Below are 16,393 nucleotides of genomic sequence, written 5' to 3' on the forward strand. Positions count from 1 at the left end.
GCCCGGGGTGCCGTCCCGACCGGCTGCTCCTAGGGTGGGAGGATGCCTCCGCCCGGGGCACCAGGGCACCAGCGGCACCGGAGTACGACAGCTAACGAGGAGGACCCCCGACCCATGTGCGGAATCTGCGGCGAGATCCGGTTCGACGGGACGGCTCCGGATGTCTCGGCGGTCGACGCCATGACCTGCGAGATGACACGTCGCGGCCCTGACGGCTCGGGCGTCTTCTCGAAAGGCGCTGTGGCGCTGGGTCATCGGCGCCTGAAGATAATCGACCTGACCGAGAAGGGCAGTCAGCCGATGATCGACCCGGCACTCGGCCTGGCGTTGGTCTTCAACGGCTGCATCTACAACCACCACGAACTGCGCGCCGAACTCGAGGGCAAGGGCTACACGTTCTTCTCCCACGCCGACAGCGAGGTCATCCTCAAGGCGTTCCATGCCTGGGGCCCCGACTGCGTCGACCACTTCATGGGCATGTTCGCGTTCGCCGTCGTCGACACCGACACCGGCGTGGTCACCCTCGGACGGGACCGGCTCGGCATCAAGCCGCTCTATCTCGCCGACACCCCCGGTCGACTCCGGTTCGCCTCGTCGGTGCAGGCGCTCCTGCGCGCCGGCGACGTCGACACCTCGATCGATCGGGTGGCGTTGCACCACTACTTCAGCTTCCATGCCGTCGTCCCGGCACCCCACACCATCTACAACGGCATCCGGAAGCTGCCGCCGGCCACCGTCATGACCATCCAGCCCGACGGACGCCGCACCGAACGCCGTTACTGGGAACCGGCTTTCGAACCGCATCCCGACCGCCGGGACTGGGACGAGAAGCGATGGCAGCACGAGCTGCTCGACTCGCTGCGGACGTCCGTGCGCCGGCGCATGGTCGCCGACGTCCCGGTCGGCGTGCTGCTGTCCGGGGGCGTCGACTCCTCCCTGGTCGTCGCGCTGCTCGCCGAGCAGGGTCAGACCGACCTCGCGACCTTCAGCATCGGATTCGATTCCGCGGCCGGGGAATCGGGGGACGAGTACGCCTACTCCGACCTCATCGCCGACACCTTCGGCACCGACCATCACAAGATCCACATCGGGACCGACCGGTTGCTGCCCGCGATCCCGGATACGGTCGCGGCGATGGGCGAACCGATGGTCAGCCACGACTGCGTCGCGTTCTATCTCCTGTCGCAGGAGGTCAGCAAGTCGATCAAGGTGGTCCAGTCCGGTCAGGGCGCCGACGAGATCCTCGGCGGGTACAGCTGGTATCCCCCGCTGCTGGACGTGACCCGGGAGAAGACGACGCGCGCGTACGCCGACGTGTTCTTCGACCGCGACGATGTCGACATCCGCGGCATCCTCGCAGACGACTACCTCACCGAGGCCGGGTACGACCCGAGCTTCGAGTTCGCCTGGGCCCACCAGTCCGCACCGGGCGCGGCCACCGCCGTCGACGCCGCCCTCCGCCTGGACACGACCGTCATGCTCGTCGACGACCCGGTCAAACGCGTCGACACCATGACGATGGCCTGGGGCCTGGAGGCCCGCGTCCCGTTCCTCGACCACGAGTTCGTCGAACTGGCCGCCACGTGTCCCCCCGATCTCAAACTCGCACATGGCGGCAAGGGCGTCCTCAAGGAGGCGAGCCGGGCGTTGCTGCCGTCGGCAGTCATCGATCGCACGAAGGGGTACTTTCCGGTGCCGCATATCCGCCATCTGACCGGCGGCGTCCTCGATCTCGTGTCGGACACCCTACGGTCGAAGGCGGCCCGAGATCGCGGCCTGTACCGTCCCGAGGCCCTCGACCGACTGTTCGCCGATCCGAACGGGATTCGCACGAGACTCGACGGCAACGAACTGTGGCAGGTCGCCGTGCTGGAGATGTGGTTGCAGACGATGGAAGCGAACGCCCGACGGTGACCGCTCTGCGTTTCGACGACCGCGGCTGGAAGACCTACGGCGCCTCGCTCTCTCCCGACGGGAGCGCCTTCGCCTACATCGTCGACGAGGGCACCGGTTATCCGCGGGCCGCGCAGCGGTCGCTCTCGCGGGACGGCGTCGGCGAGTTGCGCTGGGTGCAGCTACGATCCACCGGGCCCGTCCGAAAGGTGGTGCACTCCACCGACGGTCGCTGGCTGGCGGCCGAGATCGCGCCGAGCGGCGGTGAGCATCACCAGGTGTGGGTCGTCACCACCGATCCCGACGACGACACCGCCCATCGCATCGCCGCGACCCGCCCCGACGGGCGATCGTTCGGCACGGTGGGCCTGGTCGGCTGGGACACCGACTGGGTCCTGATCACCGCCATCGATCAGGACGGCACCTCCCACGCGCTCCGCGTGCATCCGGGGACCGGGACGACACTCACCCTCGATCAGCGCGTCGGCAGCGTGCTGATCGACTCGTGGAAGGGCGCCACCCTCGTCCGAGTGGGCCCGCGGGGCTATCACGACATGCTGCTGTTGCGCCGCCGCCCGGAGTCGGGTGACGACGAGATCACGATGACCCCGCTGCTGCCGCAGGATCCGGGCGCGATCACCGACCAGGGTTATCTCCTCGACCAGGGTTTCGATCACTCATCCCTGGTGTTCGTCCCCGCCCCGAACGAACCGGCCCGCGACCTCGACAGTGTCCAGGCGCTGGTGCGCAGCGATTTCGACGCCAAGTTCCCGCGGCTCCTGGGAGTCGAGGTCAGCAAGTTCGGCGTGCGCTTCCGGGTGATGGCCCAGCGCGTCGACATCGGGCTCGACGAGTTCGCGGTCAGCCACGACCAGTCGACCGTCGCCCTGCTGTGGAATGTACGGGGCTGCAGCGAGTTGCAGATCCTGACTCTGCCCGATCAGACCCTGCACCCGCCCATCGACCTGCCCGGCGAGGTGGCCTCCGATCTCTCGATCAGTGCCGCCGGGTCGGTGGTGACAGTGACGGTGTCGAGCCCGCAGCACTCCCCCCTCGTCCATCTCGTGGATGTCGCCAACCGGCAGGTGTTCCCGGTCCGCGACGACGTCGTCGCCGGCGAGGGGCCCTCGTGTCTGCTCCGGCCCGAACTGATGGAGTTCTCGGCGCGCGACGGTATGCCGTTGTCCGGCTTCCTATTCCGCGCCAAGCGAGCCGCCGGCACGGCCGTGCCCGGCCCCACCCTGCTCTACTTCCACGGCGGACCGGAGGGACAGTCGCGCCCGGACTACCAGTTCCTGTTCGGTCCCCTCGTCGACGCCGGGATCACGGTCTTCGCCGCGAACGTCCGCGGGTCGTCGGGATACGGCCGGTTGTTCGCGCACGCCGACGACCGTTACGGACGGTATGCCGGGATCGACGACGCCGCGGACTGTGCCGAGTTCCTGTGTCGACAGGGCATCGCCGACCCCGACGCGGTCTACTGCTCCGGCCGTTCGTACGGCGGATATCTGACCCTGGCATGCCTGACCTTCCATCCCGACCTGTTCGCCGCCGGGATCGCCATCTGCGGCATGAGCGACCTGGAGTCGTTCTTCCGCAACACCGAACCGTGGATCGCGGTGGCGGCCTACACCAAGTACGGACATCCGGAGTTCGACCGTGAACTCCTCGCCGACCTGTCGCCGATCCACCGGATCGACGCGGTGCGCGCGCCGCTGCTCGTCGTCCACGGAGCGCACGACACCAACGTGCCGGTGAGCGAGTCGCAACAGATCGTCGCCGAACTCCAGGCACGCGGCGCCGTGGCCGAGATGCTGATGTTCGACGACGAGGGTCACGAGATCGTCAAGCGGCACAACCAACATCGGCTCACCGAGGCGGTCGCCGGCTGGATCGCGCGTCACCCGTCCCGGAACCGGTCATCTCGATGAACAGGCGGATGACCGACCGCCTGCTCGCCCAGCTCACCGAGACGCGTTCGCCCAACACACGTGCGAATGTGCTCGAGGAACTACGTCGACTGATCCTGTCCGGTGGCGCGCCCCCGGGGACCCAACTCCCGCCGGGCGAGATCGCCGACGCATTCGACGTGAGTCCGATCCCGGTCCGCGAAGCCCTGAAGACACTGGTCGGCGAAGGCCTGGTGGTGCACCGCCCCGGAGCGGGGTACCGGGTGAGTCAGCTGTCCACCGAGGAGCTACGCGAGATCTACTTCGTCCGAGGCACTCTCGAACAAGCAGCACTCGCCCGGTCGGTCGGCCTGATCGACGAGTCCTCCCTGGAGACCGCACGCGCACACCACATCGAGCTACTCACGGCGGTGAAGTACAACGACGGCAAGGCTTTTCACGACATCTCCCGCGAGTTCCATCGCGCTCTCACCGAGCCGTGCGCGATGCCGCGGCTGCTCAACATGTTCGAGGCGACCTGGAATCTCACCGAGCCGTTCCAGGTGATGAGATCGGTGACCGCCGAGACCCAGCAGGCACTCAACACCGACCACGCCGACCTGCTCGCGGCGTTCGGCGACCGAGACACCGCATCGGTCCTCGACGTCGCACACCGTCACCACCAGCGCCTCGAGAGCGCCGTCATCGAGACCACCGCACTCCTCGACGTCCGCCACGACTGAGCCCCGGCGAAATATATCTGCCCGTTCATCGCGGGGTAACAATCCGTTCTTACATTTCTCCCATCAGCGTGCGCCCCGTACGACTTCCGACCCCGGCCGCTGACCAGGACCAGGAGAACGCCAATGTCCACACCACCCTCCGGGACGCCCGGACCGCAGGTACCCGCGGCCACGTCCCACACCGGCGCCGCCGGTGAGAGCGTCATCAAGTCCACCTACGACGATCGGCTCACCAACACCGATCTCGCGCCACTGAAGGAACAGAAGTGGACGTGGTACAACATCTTCGCCTTCTGGATGTCCGACGTGCACAGCGTCGGCGGCTACGTGTTCGCGGGCAGCCTCTTCGCGCTGGGCATCGCGGCCTGGCAGGTGCTGGTGGCGCTCGTGGTGGGCATCGTGGCCGTCAACATCCTGTGCAATCTGGTCGCGAAGCCCTCCCAGATGGCGGGCGTCCCCTACCCGGTGACGACCCGGGTCTCCTTCGGCGTCAAGGGCGCCAACATCCCGGCGATCATCCGCGGCGTGATCGCGGTCGTCTGGTACGGCATCCAGACCTACCTCGCCTCAGTCGCTTTCGGCCTCCTGGCGCTGAAGTTCTGGCCCGGACTCGAACCCTGGGGCGATGTCGAACAGCATGGTTTCCTCGGCCTGTCCGCGCTCGGCTGGGCGGGTTTCATCCTGATGTGGATCCTGCAGGCGTTCGTGTTCTGGAACGGCATGGAAACCATCCGGAAGTTCATCGACTTCTGCGGTCCCGCAGTGTATGTCGTCATGATCGCGCTGGCGGCCTACCTGGTCGTCGAGGCCGGTTGGGACAACGTGAGTCTCGACCTGTCGGTCGGCGACGGGCTCTCCGGTTGGTCGTCGTTCACGATGATGATCAGCGCGATCGCACTCGTGATCTCCTATTTCTCCGGTCCGATGCTCAACTTCGGTGACTTCTCGCGGTACGGGCGCACTTTCGGCGAGGTCAAGAAGGGCAACTTCTGGGGCCTGCCGGTCAACTTCCTCTTCTTCTCACTCCTCGTGGTGTGCACGGTCTCCGCGGCGGTCACGGTCATCGGCACCGACGAGGACGGCAACATCATCACCGATCCGGTGCACATCGTCGATCGCATCGACAACACGACCGCCGCGGTGCTGGGCGTGCTCACCTTCGCCATCGCCACGATCGGGATCAACATCGTCGCGAACTTCGTCTCGCCGGCGTTCGACTTCTCGAATGTCGCGCCCACCAAGATCAGCTGGCGAACCGGCGGCATGATCGCGGCGGTCGGCTCGGTGCTCATCACGCCGTGGAACCTCTTCAACAATCCGACCGCGATCCACTACACAATGGACACCCTCAGCGCGGTCATCGGTCCGCTGTTCGGCATCCTCATCGCCGATTTCTACCTCGTCAAGAAGCAGAAGATCGAGGTGGACGAGCTCTTCACCATGAGGCCCGAGGGCGCCTACTGGTACCGCAACGGCTGGAACCCGGTTGCCGTCGGCGCCACCGCCATCGCGTCGATCCTCCCGATCGGTGTCGTCATCTTCGGCACCGTGTATCAGGCCAGCTTCACATGGTTCATCGGCGCGGGCATGGGCATGCTCCTCTACTGGCTCGGGATGAAGTTCGTGCCGACCCGCCTGATCTACGGACCCGCGGCGCTCGCACGGATGACCGATGACATCGAAGTGATGTCGGCGGAGCCCGAGACCGCGGGAACGCCGACCACAGAAGCCGCATCCACCGTGCCCGGGGGCAGCACCCGGAACTGACGGGCGGTGAACCACCGGGCCGCGCGAGCATCTCGCGCGGCCCGGTCTGCTGTGTGTGCGGCTTCCGAACCCACCGCCCACCCCTGACGCATCCATTGTGCCATTGGAAAATGGCACGGTTGCTGATGGTGTGAGTTGATGCACACCAGGACGACTCCGACCCCGCTGCCGACCCGCGCGTCGGCACGGGCCACCGCGACCGCCCATGCGACGAGGTGGGGGCTCGGCACGTTCACCGGCGCGATTCCACTGAATCCGCTGGGCATCCGACTCTCGCGCGGTCTCATCGCCGCGATCATGCGCACGCTCGGACGTACGCCATCCGGAACAACCGTGTATCCGGTCCGCGAGAACGGCATTCGCGGCGAGTGGGTTCTCGGACCGGATGTCCGACGGGGGCGCCGCGCGATCTACTACGTCCACGGCAGCGCGTACAGCATCTGCTCGGCTCGCACACATCGGTCGCTGGCCGCGCGGCTCTCTTTCGCGACCGGGATACCGGTGTTCGTCGTCGACTACCGTCTGGCTCCCGAGCACCGATTCCCCACCGCCGCCGAGGACGTCGCCGACGGCTTCGACTGGCTGCTCCGCCAGGGCTTCCTCCCTGCCAACATCGTGGTCGCCGGCGACTCCGCCGGCGGTCATCTGGCCTGCGATCTGACCCTCCGACGCGCGGACGGCGGCGCTGCCCAACCCGCCGCGGTCGTCCTGTTCTCCCCGCTCATCGACCTCACCTTCAAGCTGGCGCGCACCCAGGAACGCATCCGGCGCGACCCGGCGATCACGGCTGCGGCTGCCGCCCGCCTGGTGGCGCTCTACACCCGCGACGTTGCCGCCGACGACCCGCGTCTCGCGCTGGATTTCGCGGCGGCACGGCACCTTCCACCGTTCCTCATCCAGGCGGGCGGCGCCGAGATGCTCAGCGCCGACGCCCGCCACCTGCACGAGCAACTCCGCGCGCACGGCGGTGACAGCCGGCTGGAGATCTGGCCGGGCCTGATGCACGTCTTCCAGGCCCTCCCTCGACTCGGCCCCGAGGCCGACGCCGCACTGCGGCGGGTGGCGCAGTTCCTGGGCGACCAGGCGGCGAACCGGCCGTCTCCGGCGACGGCCCCGGCTTCGCCCACCGAGGCGGACGCGTCATGATCACCGCGGTCGACGGAATCCGGCGCCGGTTCCTCCGGAATCCGTTGTCGCAGAATGCCCGCGCCCTCGTCACCGGTGCCGGCAGCGGGATCGGTCGCGCATTCGCGCTCGAACTCGGCCGACGCGGCGGCGAGGTGATCTGCGCGGACATCGACGAGACACGCGCCGACGAGACCGCGTCGCTGGTCACCTCCCGGACCGGGCGGGTGGCCCATGCGTTCACCTGCGATGTCGCCGACCGTGCCGCGATGACCTCGCTCGCGGCGTTCACCCGCGACACCTTCGACGGTCCACCGACCCTCGTCGTCAACAACGCCGGGGTCGGCATCGGGGGCCGCCCGGTCGGCGACATCGGGTTCGACGACTGGGACTGGACGCTCGGGATCAACCTCTGGGGTGTGGTGCACGGGTGCGAACTCTTCGCGCCGATGCTGCGCGAAGCGGGCCGCGGGGGGATCATCAACGTCGCGTCGGCCGCAGGTTTCGCCGCGGCGCCGGTGATGGCGCCCTACAACGTGTCGAAGGCCGGCGTGGTCTCGCTGAGCGAGACACTCGCCGCCGAGCTGGCCTCCGCCGGCGTCGGTGTCACGGTTCTGTGCCCCACGTTCGTCAAGACCAACGTGGCCCGCGACGGTCGGATCACCTCGGACGCACAGGATCTCGCCGGGACGCTGATGCGCTGGACCGGGGTGTCCCCGGCCGGCGTGGCCGCATCGACACTCGACGCCCACGATCTGGGACGTCTCTACGTCCTGCCGCAACTGGACGCCCGCGTGATCTGGCATCTCAAACGACACTTCCCGGCGTCCTACGTCCGCGGACTCGGACTCCTCAACCGCCTCCTGCCGTCGTCCTGACCCGGCGACCTCAGCGCACCGACCACACGAAAGGACCACTCTCATGGCCATCGACCTCGACAACATGCTGCAGAAGATCAAGGACCGTCAATGGGCCCTGATCGACATCGATTGGGACGCACCGGGCGCCGAGCTCATCGACCCCGACCTCCACGCCAAGCTCAAACCCTTCATGAGTGACCTGATGTGGATCGAGAACGTCGGCGCACGGGGCTTCGCGGCCATGGCCAAGAAGGCGCCGACCCCGACGCTGAAGAGCATCTACGAACACTTCCACGCCGAGGAACAGAAGCATGCCAATGCCGAACTGGCACTGATGCGCAGGTGGGGCATGCTCGACGGCGACGAGATCCCGTCACCGAATGTCAACGTGCAGCTGGTGATCAACTGGCTCGACCGACACTCCGACGACATGTCCCTGTCCTTTCTGGGAACCGTGATCCCGATGCTCGAGGTCGCGCTCGACGGCGCGCTGATCAAGTTCATCACCGACGAGGTCAAGGACCCGGTGGCCCAGGAGGTGTTCAGACGGATCAACTCCGATGAATCGCGGCACCTCGCAGTCGACTTCGAGGTGATGGAGATCCTCGGACACGCGGGGTTGCGCAAACGGACGATCGATTTCGTCGGCGGGTGGGTCAAGCCGACCTTCCTGATCGGAGCTCTCAGTTATGTACCGCTCCTGAACAAGATGCGCGACAACATCGTCGCGATGGGGGTCGACGAGGAACGGCTGTACAGCGCGATGAAGCGCTACCGGGCGGTGGGAGATCGAAGTGAGTACGTGCGGCGCCTGCCCATGTTCCAGGTGGTCGCGTACCACGGTGCGGCGGTGATCAATCGAGGCAACGTGCCCTACCACCTGTTCGCCGACTCGATGGTGAAGCTCACCGATCGCATCCCGTTCGGGCTGGTCCACCGAACACCCACGTGGTCGCAGGAACTCACCTACGAGCCGACGGCCTGAGGCGGCGGTGATGCACACCTCGGTGGCCATCATCGGAGCCGGATTCGCCGGTATCGGCGCGGCGATCCGTCTCCGGGAGCACGGAATCGACGACCTCGCGATCTTCGAACGCGACGACCGGGTCGGCGGCACGTGGCGCGACAACACCTATCCGGGTGCCGCGTGCGACATCCCGTCGCGCCTGTACTCCTACAGCTTCGCGCCCAACCCGGACTGGTCGCACACCTACTCGCGCAGTGCCGAGATCCTCGACTACATCCGGTCGATGGTCGACGACTCCGGGATCGGACCGCACATCCGGTTCGGCCACACGGTGACCGGGATGGAGTACAACGCCGACGACGGTCTGTGGACCATCACCTTCGACGAAGGGCACGAACCGGTACGGGCGCGCGCCGTCGTCCTGGCCTCGGGTCCGCTCGCGAACGCCTCCTTCCCCGACATCCCCGGCATCGAGGACTACGAGGGGCACAAGATCCACAGCGCACGTTGGGATCACGACTACGACTTCACCGGCAAGAAGGTCGCTGTCGTGGGCACCGGGGCGAGCGCGGTCCAGATCGTGCCGGAGCTGGTCGAGACCGCCGCGTCGGTGAAGGTCTTCCAGCGCACGCCCGGCTGGGTCCTGCCCCGCGCGAACGTGCGGACCCGTGCGACGACCAAGCGGCTCTATCGGGCGGTGCCCGGCACCCAGCGACTGGCGCGTTCACTCTGGTTCTGGGGTCACGAGACGGTGGCGCTGGGCGTCGTCTGGAACACTCCCCTGACCCGCGTCGTCGAGGCGGTCAGCAAAATGCACCTGCGGTCACAGGTCGACGACCCGTGGCTGCGCCGGCAGCTCACCCCCGACTTCGCCGCGGGATGCAAACGACTGCTCATGACCAGTGACTACTACCCCGCGCTCCAGCGACCGAACTGCACACTGGTGACCTGGCCGATCGCCCGCATCGCCGAACGCGGCATCCGCACCGTCGAAGGTGTTGAGCACCAGTTCGATTGCATCGTGTTCGCGACCGGGTTCGACGTGTCCAAGACCGGGACGCCGATCCCGATCACCGGCCTCGACGGCCGCGACCTCGCGTCCGAGTGGGGCCGGGGCGCGTTCGCGTACCGCAGCGTCGCCGTGTCCGGCTATCCCAATCTGTTCTTCACGTTCGGACCCAACTCCGGCCCGGGCCACAGCTCCGCGCTGGTCTACATGGAGGCCCAGATCGACTACATCACCGAAGCGGTCACCCAGCTGCTCGAGAACGACTGGAAGGCTCTCGACGTGCGCGCCGAGGCGCAGGAGCGATACAACCAGGACATCCAGTGTCGACTGACCTCGACCACCTGGAACTCCGGATGCCAGAGCTGGTACCTGACCGACGACGGGTTCAACGCGACGATGTACCCCGGCTTCGCGACCCAGTACGTCAATCAGCTGCGCCGCGTCGAACTGCGCGACTACCGGATCCTCGTTCACCGGGACGCTCGGACTCCGGCCACCGCAGCGTTACAGTGAGGGGATGACCGAGTACCGGATCGACGACCTGGCGCGCGTGTCCGGAACCACGACCCGGAACATCCGCGGCTATCAGGAACGCGGGCTGCTCCCCCAGCCGCTGCGGCGCGGACGCGTCGCGATCTACACCGAGAAGCACCTGCGTAACCTCCGGGCCATCAACAAACTGCTCGGGAGCGGGTTCACCCTCAAGCACATCGCCACCTTCATGACGAATCCCGGCGCTCGCATCGGGGATGCGTTGGAGCTCAACGAGATCCTCGACGAGCATTGGTCGAGCACGTCACGCCCGGAGATCACCCGCGACGAGCTCGACGAGCGATTCGGTCCGCTGGACGATGCCCAGGTCGCGGCTCTCGTGCGAGCCGGTGTGATCTCGGAGACCCCGCGCGATGGGGTGTACGAGGCCATCGACCCGCGCATCATCGGAAACCTGGCGAAACTCGTGCGACGGGGCGTGCAGATCACCGCGCTGGCAGATGTCCACGAACGGTTCACCGCAAAGATCAACGAGGCCGCCGAGATCCTGCTCGCTGCCGCGCATGACGAGGTGGACCGACGCAAGGGCCCGGGCTGGCTGCCGGAGAACGACGACGACGTCGCCTGGGCGGTGAACCTCCTGGGGATGATGCGCCGCGTCGGAACCGAGAACGCCCACGCCGCACTCGACCGCGCCCTCGACACGGCGCTGGACCGGGAACTCTCGGCCCACCAGAGCGCCGTCGACGAGCGCGCGGACGCCGACGCGCCGCAGCCCGGCCGGGAATCCGTCGAGCCCTCAGCCGGACCCGTTGTGCCGCTTCGGCAGAACGACCAATGAGGCGAGGAAGAAGCAGATCGCTCCCACGAACGTACCGACCGTCGCGGCCACCGCGTCGGCGGTGACGCCACCCCTGGTCACGAATGCTCCGACGGCCGACACCCCGAATGCGACACACCCGATCCAGTTGATCAGCACCGACCACCAGTCCCGATCGCGGAGATCCCACCGGCGTCCGGTGGCGCGGGTGTAGCCGGCGAAGGCGACCGCGCCACTGATGAGGAAGGCGATGGACCCGCCCGCGTCCGGGGTCCAGACCAGGTGCCGGTCGCCCCAGATCGTATGCGCGACCAGAGCTCCCGTGGTCGACACGTTGAACAGGATCGTACCCACCGATTGCGTGGCTGCTGTGAGCCATTCGGCACGGATGACCGAACCGGGCGCCGACGACCGCAGTTCGGCCACGGTACCGCTGCGGATCAGCTGGATGAATCCGGCTGCGGTGAAGAACCAGGCGCCGACAAAGTAGCAGCTGTTGGCGAACCCGGCGCCCATCAAGTGGGCCAGCCCGGGGGCCGACCCCAGCGCGAACAGCGCCGACCCGATCATGAACCCCCAGCACTGCTTGGGCAGCGTCGGCGTCAGGAATGCATGTGTGCGGTCATGCGGTGACATCAAGGCTCGCGATGACCTTGCTCGGCTCGATCCAGATCCCCAGCTCGCCGGGGACCCCGTTTCGGGCTCCGAACTCTTCGGCCCGCTCGGCACCCATGTAGCGCGCCCCGCACATCGTCGCGATGCGACGCACCTCGTCGAGGTCGTCGGTGACCCGCGCGATGCCTTGCACCTGCACGAAACCGAACGGCGGTGCGGGCAGGTCGACCGCCATCACGACACGTGGATCACGCAACAGCGCACGGCCTTTGGCAGTCGTGGCCCCGGTGTTGAACGCGATCCGGTCGCCGTCGAGGACGAACCACACCGGGACGACGAGCGGTCGACCGTCGGCGGCGGTGTATCCGAGGTGCCCGGTCTTCGTGCCGCTGGTGAGGAAGTCGCGGATGGCCGGATCGGACAGCGTGGGCTCAGACATGCCTCTCACCCTAGAGAGACCCGGCCACAACCGCGAGGTGTTCGGACTCGACCGCCTCACCGTTGCGCGAGTACATCACCGATCCGGCACGCCATCATCATGATCGTCGCGTGCGGGCCACTGCGCCCGCTGGTGGGCAGAATGGACCCGTCGACGATCCGGAGTCCGCGAACCCCGTGCACCCCGCCGAGCCAATCGGTCCGGACGCCCATCGGCATCGTCCCCCACGCGTGCTGGGAGAACCCCGCCCGATCGGCGATCCGCACGCTCCCCGGAACGACGACGTCGGCGAACTCGGGCGCGCGCAGCATCACCACGACCTCCGCGGCCGCCGTCCGCAGCGCGACGGCGGTGGCCGGGTCGGGCTCGTCGAACGCCAGCCGTACAGCGGCGCCGTCGGCGACGATCCGTACCGCCGAATGCCTCATCGCGGTCACCTCGACGATCGGACCCCAGGCGCGCAGGCCGCGTATGTACGAGGCGAAATCATCTCGATAACAGCGTATTTCGAGACCGCTGTCGGTGTGCACCACCGTCGGCAACACCATGCCCGGCCCCGCCGGTGCCCGCCTGGCGTACGACACCGCCAGGCCTCGATGCTCCCCGGCACCCAGCGAACGGGCATCCGCACGACCCCCGATGTCGAGTGCGGGCAACTCCGAACGCAACAGGATCCCCGCGGTGCCGAGGGTGCCCGCGGCGAGGATCACCTCGCCCGCGCCGACCGTGAGCGAGCCCGCGTGCACGCCCGTCACCGTCGTACCCCCGGCCGACGCCACACGGTCCACCGTGCAACCGGTCACGACCCGGAGGTTGGGTCGCGACAGCGCCGGGACGAGGTACGCGTCGGCCGCCGAGCGGCGCGCGAGCCCGCTCCGATTGATCGGCACCCGGTTGAGCCCGACCACCGGCCACCGCAGCGCGAGCGGACGGACCGGCACCCGCGCCGTCCAGTAGCGCTCGAAAGCGGTTCCGGCGTCTCCGAGTTCGTCGTCGGCGACGGGTTCGACACCCATGGTGCCGCCGGGCGCGTCCAGTTCGTCGTACGCATCGGCGATGGCGTCGAGCCCCCACCCGGCCGGCCACGTTCCGAAGTCGTCGCGATGCCACCTGAGGAAGTACCCGCCGTTCACCGCCGACGAACCGCCGAGAGCCGACCCGCGGGCCGCCGAGACCCCGAGGTTCGTGTCGTGGCGGACCGCGTGCGGCGCGGCGTCGTCGATCGGCAGCCGAGACAGCTGGAGGTCCGCCGGGGTCGGCAGGCCTTCCGGCCCGCGTTCGAGCAGCACGACCGCACGGTCGGGGTTCCGCGAGAGCCGCTCGGCGAGCACGCATCCGGCGCTGCCGCCGCCGACGATGACGACGTCGGCGGTGAGCGACCGGTAGGTCGTCGTCATCGAGAGATGACCGGGCGCAACGCTTCCGGGTCTCGATGGGTGATGACCCCCTGCCACAGGCCCGCACCGTAGGCCAGGTCGTCGAGCCGGTGCATGAGGATGTAGCGCAGCGGACCGAGCGTGGGCGGACTGGTCGGATCGGCGAGCAGATCCCGGACCCAGGACACCACCCCCTCGACGATCGCCACCTGCACGGCGAGGGTGCGGAAACGCTTGGATACGAGGGCGAGCAACACCGCCACCGGCCAGTAGTGACGGCAGATGGCGTCCGCCGCCTGTAGCAGTCCGAACGCGGCCGCTCGTCCGGTCATCTGCGCCGACACCAGCGGGGCCGACGGCAGGTCGCCCAGTCGGCGCCGCATCCGAACCGCCAGATGGGTGAGGATGATCATCGCCAGGGCGGCACCGAACCGCGTCCGCGACAGCAACGCGACCACCGCGGCGGCCATCGGAACCGACATCTTCATCGGCGCCGCCCGGTCACCGTGCCGGGAGGCCAGGTGCGCGGCGCCGGTGCCGTAGAAACAGCGACGCGAGAGCACCGAGCGCAGGTCGGCGCGGTGCTCATGGGCCACACGAGCCACCGGGTCGTAACGGATCCGCCACCCCTCCGCGTGCATCCGCCAGCACGCGTCGACGTCCTCGGCCACCCGCAGCGACTCGTCGAAACCGCAGAAAGCGCTGCGCCGCACCACCATCGCGGCGCTGGGCACATACGGGGTCCGGGTCGAGGGCGCCACCGCGGACTCCTCGGGTCCCATGTCCAGGGAGGACCACCCGTTCTCGTACCGCTCGGCCAGCGATGAGGCCACCGCCGCGTCGGACTGCAATCCGACGATGCGCGGCGCGACGAGCCCGACCGTGGGGTCGGAGAAGTGCGTCAGCAGGATGGTGAGCCAATCCGGGTCGGGCACGACGTCGGAGTCGAGGAATGCGACGAAGTCGGTCGTCGCGGCCTCCGCCCCCGCGTTGCGCGCCGCGGACGGACCACGGTTGTCGTCGAAGCGCAGGACCCGCGCCGTGGGCCGGTCCGCCACGATCGGGGTCGCGGAGCCGTCGTCCACGACGATGACCGTCAGCCCGTCGAGGGCATCGAGCAGGCGATCGATGCCAACCTGGTTGTCCCGGACCGGGACGACCACGGTCACGTCCTGCGGCTGCGGCCCGAACATGGGCCGGGGATTGGCGATCCCCGCGTCCAGCAGTGCGCGCGCCAGTCGTCGGGTCACGTTGTCGCACACCTCGATCCGACCGTCCTCGGAGGTCATCCCGAGTGCGGTGTCGGACATGCGCAGCAGCCGCGTCGGCGAACCGCCGACCAGATACCGGAAGTCGCCCGCCTTGGCACAGCGCAGGTCGATCTGCACCTGGAAGCCGTCGGGCAGATCGGTGCGCGGCCCCGGAGGCGCGTCGGCGTCCGAGTGCGCTCCGGGTTCGACGGACTCCGAGTCGTCCCGGGCGGAGGCGTCGTCCGCGTCCTGGTTCCCGGCCCAGCGTCGTGGGGCCGAGTCGTCGAGGGCCGTCATCCCAGGCGCCCCAGATCGTCGATCTGCCACGACTCCAGGGCGGCCCACAGGCGGTCGGTCACCCCGTCGACCAGACCCGCCCCCGTCTCGGCGCTCGCGCCCTCCGGGTCGCCGAGGACACCGTTGGGACTCACGGCGGCGACACCGCCCGACCGCATCGCCCCCATCAGCGCCCCCACCGGCTCCCGGTTGCCCGCCACGGCACGGTCGGGATCCACGACGGACGGCGAAACATGCAGCAGCACAGATGTTTCGGTGAATCCCGCGTGGGCGTCGGCGCCTTCGAAAGCGCACGGGAACCAGGCGACGTCCCGGCCCTCGTAGCGGAGTCGGGTCACCGCCTCGATCAGCGTCCGGGTGTTCCCGCCATGTCCGTTGACGAACACCACGCGCGCCGCCCATCGGCACGCACTGCGGCCGTACTCGACGAGGAGGCCGCGCAACGCCTCGTGTCCGATCGAGATGGTCCCGGCGAAGCCCTCGTGTTCGCCGCTGGCGCCGTAGTTCAGATCCGGTGCGCACAGGAGTCCGGAGGCCTTCGATCGCCCGCAGACGCGCTCGGCGATCGCCGACGCGATACGCGTGTCGGTGTCGAGCGGGAGGTGGGGCCCGTGCTGCTCGACCGAACCGAGGGGCACCAGCAGGGTGATCACCTGCCCATCGAGGTCTGGCCAGTTGCACTGCCCCAACGCCGATGGCACCGTCATTCGACCAATGCTAGCGATGGTGCCTGCGAGTGTGTCGGTCTCGCCCGAAAAACGGAGCGAAAAACGCGTCCAGATGTCGCGAACCACCACTCTGACGAGCGTTCGATCGGTTGTGGAATGCTGAGAGCATCCAGTGACACCTGA

General features: G+C 68.1%; 14 protein-coding genes. 9 read left to right on the plus strand and 5 right to left on the minus strand.

From position 1 onward, the window contains the following. The first annotated feature begins 114 nt into the window (after nt 1-114). The 9 genes from GR168_RS17785 (at nt 115) to GR168_RS17825 (ending at nt 11,586) form a co-directional block, all read left to right on the plus strand. A complete protein-coding gene (locus tag GR168_RS17785) occupies nt 115-1,914 on the plus strand; it encodes an N-acetylglutaminylglutamine amidotransferase (RefSeq protein ID WP_159371357.1) in 1,800 nt (599 codons plus the stop codon). Beyond that, complete coding sequence (locus tag GR168_RS17790; RefSeq protein WP_159371358.1) at nt 1,911-3,824, plus strand: prolyl oligopeptidase family serine peptidase; 1,914 nt, start codon at nt 1,911-1,913, stop codon at nt 3,822-3,824. Before GR168_RS17785 ends, GR168_RS17790 begins: the two co-directional genes overlap by 4 nt. 8 nt (nt 3,825-3,832) lie before the next feature. After that, nucleotides 3,833-4,525, plus strand: coding sequence for a GntR family transcriptional regulator (locus tag GR168_RS17795; RefSeq protein WP_159371359.1), 693 nt, complete (start codon nt 3,833-3,835; stop codon nt 4,523-4,525). 123 nt (nt 4,526-4,648) lie between these two features. Beyond that, entirely contained in the window at nt 4,649-6,292 is a 1,644-nt protein-coding gene (locus GR168_RS17800) for an NCS1 family nucleobase:cation symporter-1 (RefSeq protein ID WP_238994932.1), read from the plus strand. A gap of 138 nt (nt 6,293-6,430) precedes the next feature. After that, nucleotides 6,431-7,438 (plus strand): alpha/beta hydrolase, encoded by a 1,008-nt coding sequence (locus tag GR168_RS17805; protein ID WP_159371360.1) that lies wholly within the window; start codon nt 6,431-6,433, stop codon nt 7,436-7,438. Next, a complete protein-coding gene (locus GR168_RS17810; RefSeq protein ID WP_058252350.1) occupies nt 7,435-8,295 on the plus strand; it encodes an SDR family NAD(P)-dependent oxidoreductase in 861 nt (286 codons plus the stop codon). The genes GR168_RS17805 and GR168_RS17810 overlap by 4 nt, the downstream gene beginning before the upstream one ends. A 43-nt stretch (nt 8,296-8,338) precedes the next feature. Then, entirely contained in the window at nt 8,339-9,262 is a 924-nt protein-coding gene (locus tag GR168_RS17815) for a hypothetical protein (protein ID WP_058252351.1), read from the plus strand. A 10-nt stretch (nt 9,263-9,272) separates the two neighbouring features. Beyond that, on the plus strand, nt 9,273-10,766 hold the full coding sequence (locus GR168_RS17820; RefSeq protein WP_058252352.1) for an NAD(P)/FAD-dependent oxidoreductase: 1,494 nt from the start codon (nt 9,273-9,275) through the stop codon (nt 10,764-10,766). A 4-nt stretch (nt 10,767-10,770) separates the two neighbouring features. Then, nucleotides 10,771-11,586, plus strand: coding sequence for a MerR family transcriptional regulator (locus GR168_RS17825; RefSeq protein WP_231742456.1), 816 nt, complete (start codon nt 10,771-10,773; stop codon nt 11,584-11,586). Here GR168_RS17825 and GR168_RS17830 read toward each other — a convergent pair. From GR168_RS17830 to mftE, 5 genes are read right to left on the minus strand one after another with little or no spacing between them, the layout of a single operon-like run. After that, nucleotides 11,545-12,201, minus strand: coding sequence for a hypothetical protein (locus GR168_RS17830; RefSeq protein WP_175404339.1), 657 nt, complete (start codon nt 12,199-12,201; stop codon nt 11,545-11,547). The two genes, GR168_RS17825 and GR168_RS17830, sit on opposite strands and share 42 nt — an antisense overlap. Beyond that, nucleotides 12,188-12,619 (minus strand): PPOX class F420-dependent oxidoreductase, encoded by a 432-nt coding sequence (locus GR168_RS17835; protein ID WP_058252353.1) that lies wholly within the window; start codon nt 12,617-12,619, stop codon nt 12,188-12,190. Before GR168_RS17835 ends, GR168_RS17830 begins: the two co-directional genes overlap by 14 nt. A gap of 56 nt (nt 12,620-12,675) precedes the next feature. Then, entirely contained in the window at nt 12,676-14,016 is a 1,341-nt protein-coding gene (mftG, locus tag GR168_RS17840; protein ID WP_058252354.1) for a mycofactocin system GMC family oxidoreductase MftG, read from the minus strand. Beyond that, nucleotides 14,013-15,542 (minus strand): mycofactocin biosynthesis glycosyltransferase MftF, encoded by a 1,530-nt coding sequence (mftF, locus tag GR168_RS17845; protein WP_058252355.1) that lies wholly within the window; start codon nt 15,540-15,542, stop codon nt 14,013-14,015. The genes mftG and mftF overlap by 4 nt, the downstream gene beginning before the upstream one ends. Next, the gene (mftE, locus tag GR168_RS17850; protein ID WP_058252356.1) at nt 15,539-16,249 is read right to left on the minus strand and encodes a mycofactocin biosynthesis peptidyl-dipeptidase MftE; all 711 of its coding nucleotides are present in this window, start codon (nt 16,247-16,249) and stop codon (nt 15,539-15,541) included. Before mftE ends, mftF begins: the two co-directional genes overlap by 4 nt. Between the last annotated feature and the right edge of the window lie 144 nt (nt 16,250-16,393).

This window comes from Gordonia sp. JH63 (assembly GCF_009856645.1).
GTDB lineage: Bacteria > Actinomycetota > Actinomycetes > Mycobacteriales > Mycobacteriaceae > Gordonia > Gordonia hongkongensis.

Excerpts from the sequence above, each read along its gene's own strand:
- mftF (WP_058252355.1), bottom strand. The coding sequence starts at position 15,542 with ATGACGGCCCTCGACGACTCGGCCCCACGACGCTGGGCCGGGAACCAG.
- GR168_RS17800 (WP_238994932.1), top strand. The coding sequence starts at position 4,649 with ATGTCCACACCACCCTCCGGGACGCCCGGACCGCAGGTACCCGCGGCC.
- GR168_RS17830 (WP_175404339.1), bottom strand. The coding sequence starts at position 12,201 with ATGTCACCGCATGACCGCACACATGCATTCCTGACGCCGACGCTGCCC.
- GR168_RS17805 (WP_159371360.1), top strand. The coding sequence starts at position 6,431 with ATGCACACCAGGACGACTCCGACCCCGCTGCCGACCCGCGCGTCGGCA.
- GR168_RS17815 (WP_058252351.1), top strand. The coding sequence starts at position 8,339 with ATGGCCATCGACCTCGACAACATGCTGCAGAAGATCAAGGACCGTCAA.
- mftG (WP_058252354.1), bottom strand. The coding sequence starts at position 14,016 with ATGACGACGACCTACCGGTCGCTCACCGCCGACGTCGTCATCGTCGGC.
- GR168_RS17835 (WP_058252353.1), bottom strand. The coding sequence starts at position 12,619 with ATGTCTGAGCCCACGCTGTCCGATCCGGCCATCCGCGACTTCCTCACC.
- GR168_RS17785 (WP_159371357.1), top strand. The coding sequence starts at position 115 with ATGTGCGGAATCTGCGGCGAGATCCGGTTCGACGGGACGGCTCCGGAT.
- GR168_RS17795 (WP_159371359.1), top strand. The coding sequence starts at position 3,833 with ATGACCGACCGCCTGCTCGCCCAGCTCACCGAGACGCGTTCGCCCAAC.
- GR168_RS17820 (WP_058252352.1), top strand. The coding sequence starts at position 9,273 with ATGCACACCTCGGTGGCCATCATCGGAGCCGGATTCGCCGGTATCGGC.
- GR168_RS17810 (WP_058252350.1), top strand. The coding sequence starts at position 7,435 with ATGATCACCGCGGTCGACGGAATCCGGCGCCGGTTCCTCCGGAATCCG.
- mftE (WP_058252356.1), bottom strand. The coding sequence starts at position 16,249 with ATGACGGTGCCATCGGCGTTGGGGCAGTGCAACTGGCCAGACCTCGAT.
- GR168_RS17825 (WP_231742456.1), top strand. The coding sequence starts at position 10,771 with ATGACCGAGTACCGGATCGACGACCTGGCGCGCGTGTCCGGAACCACG.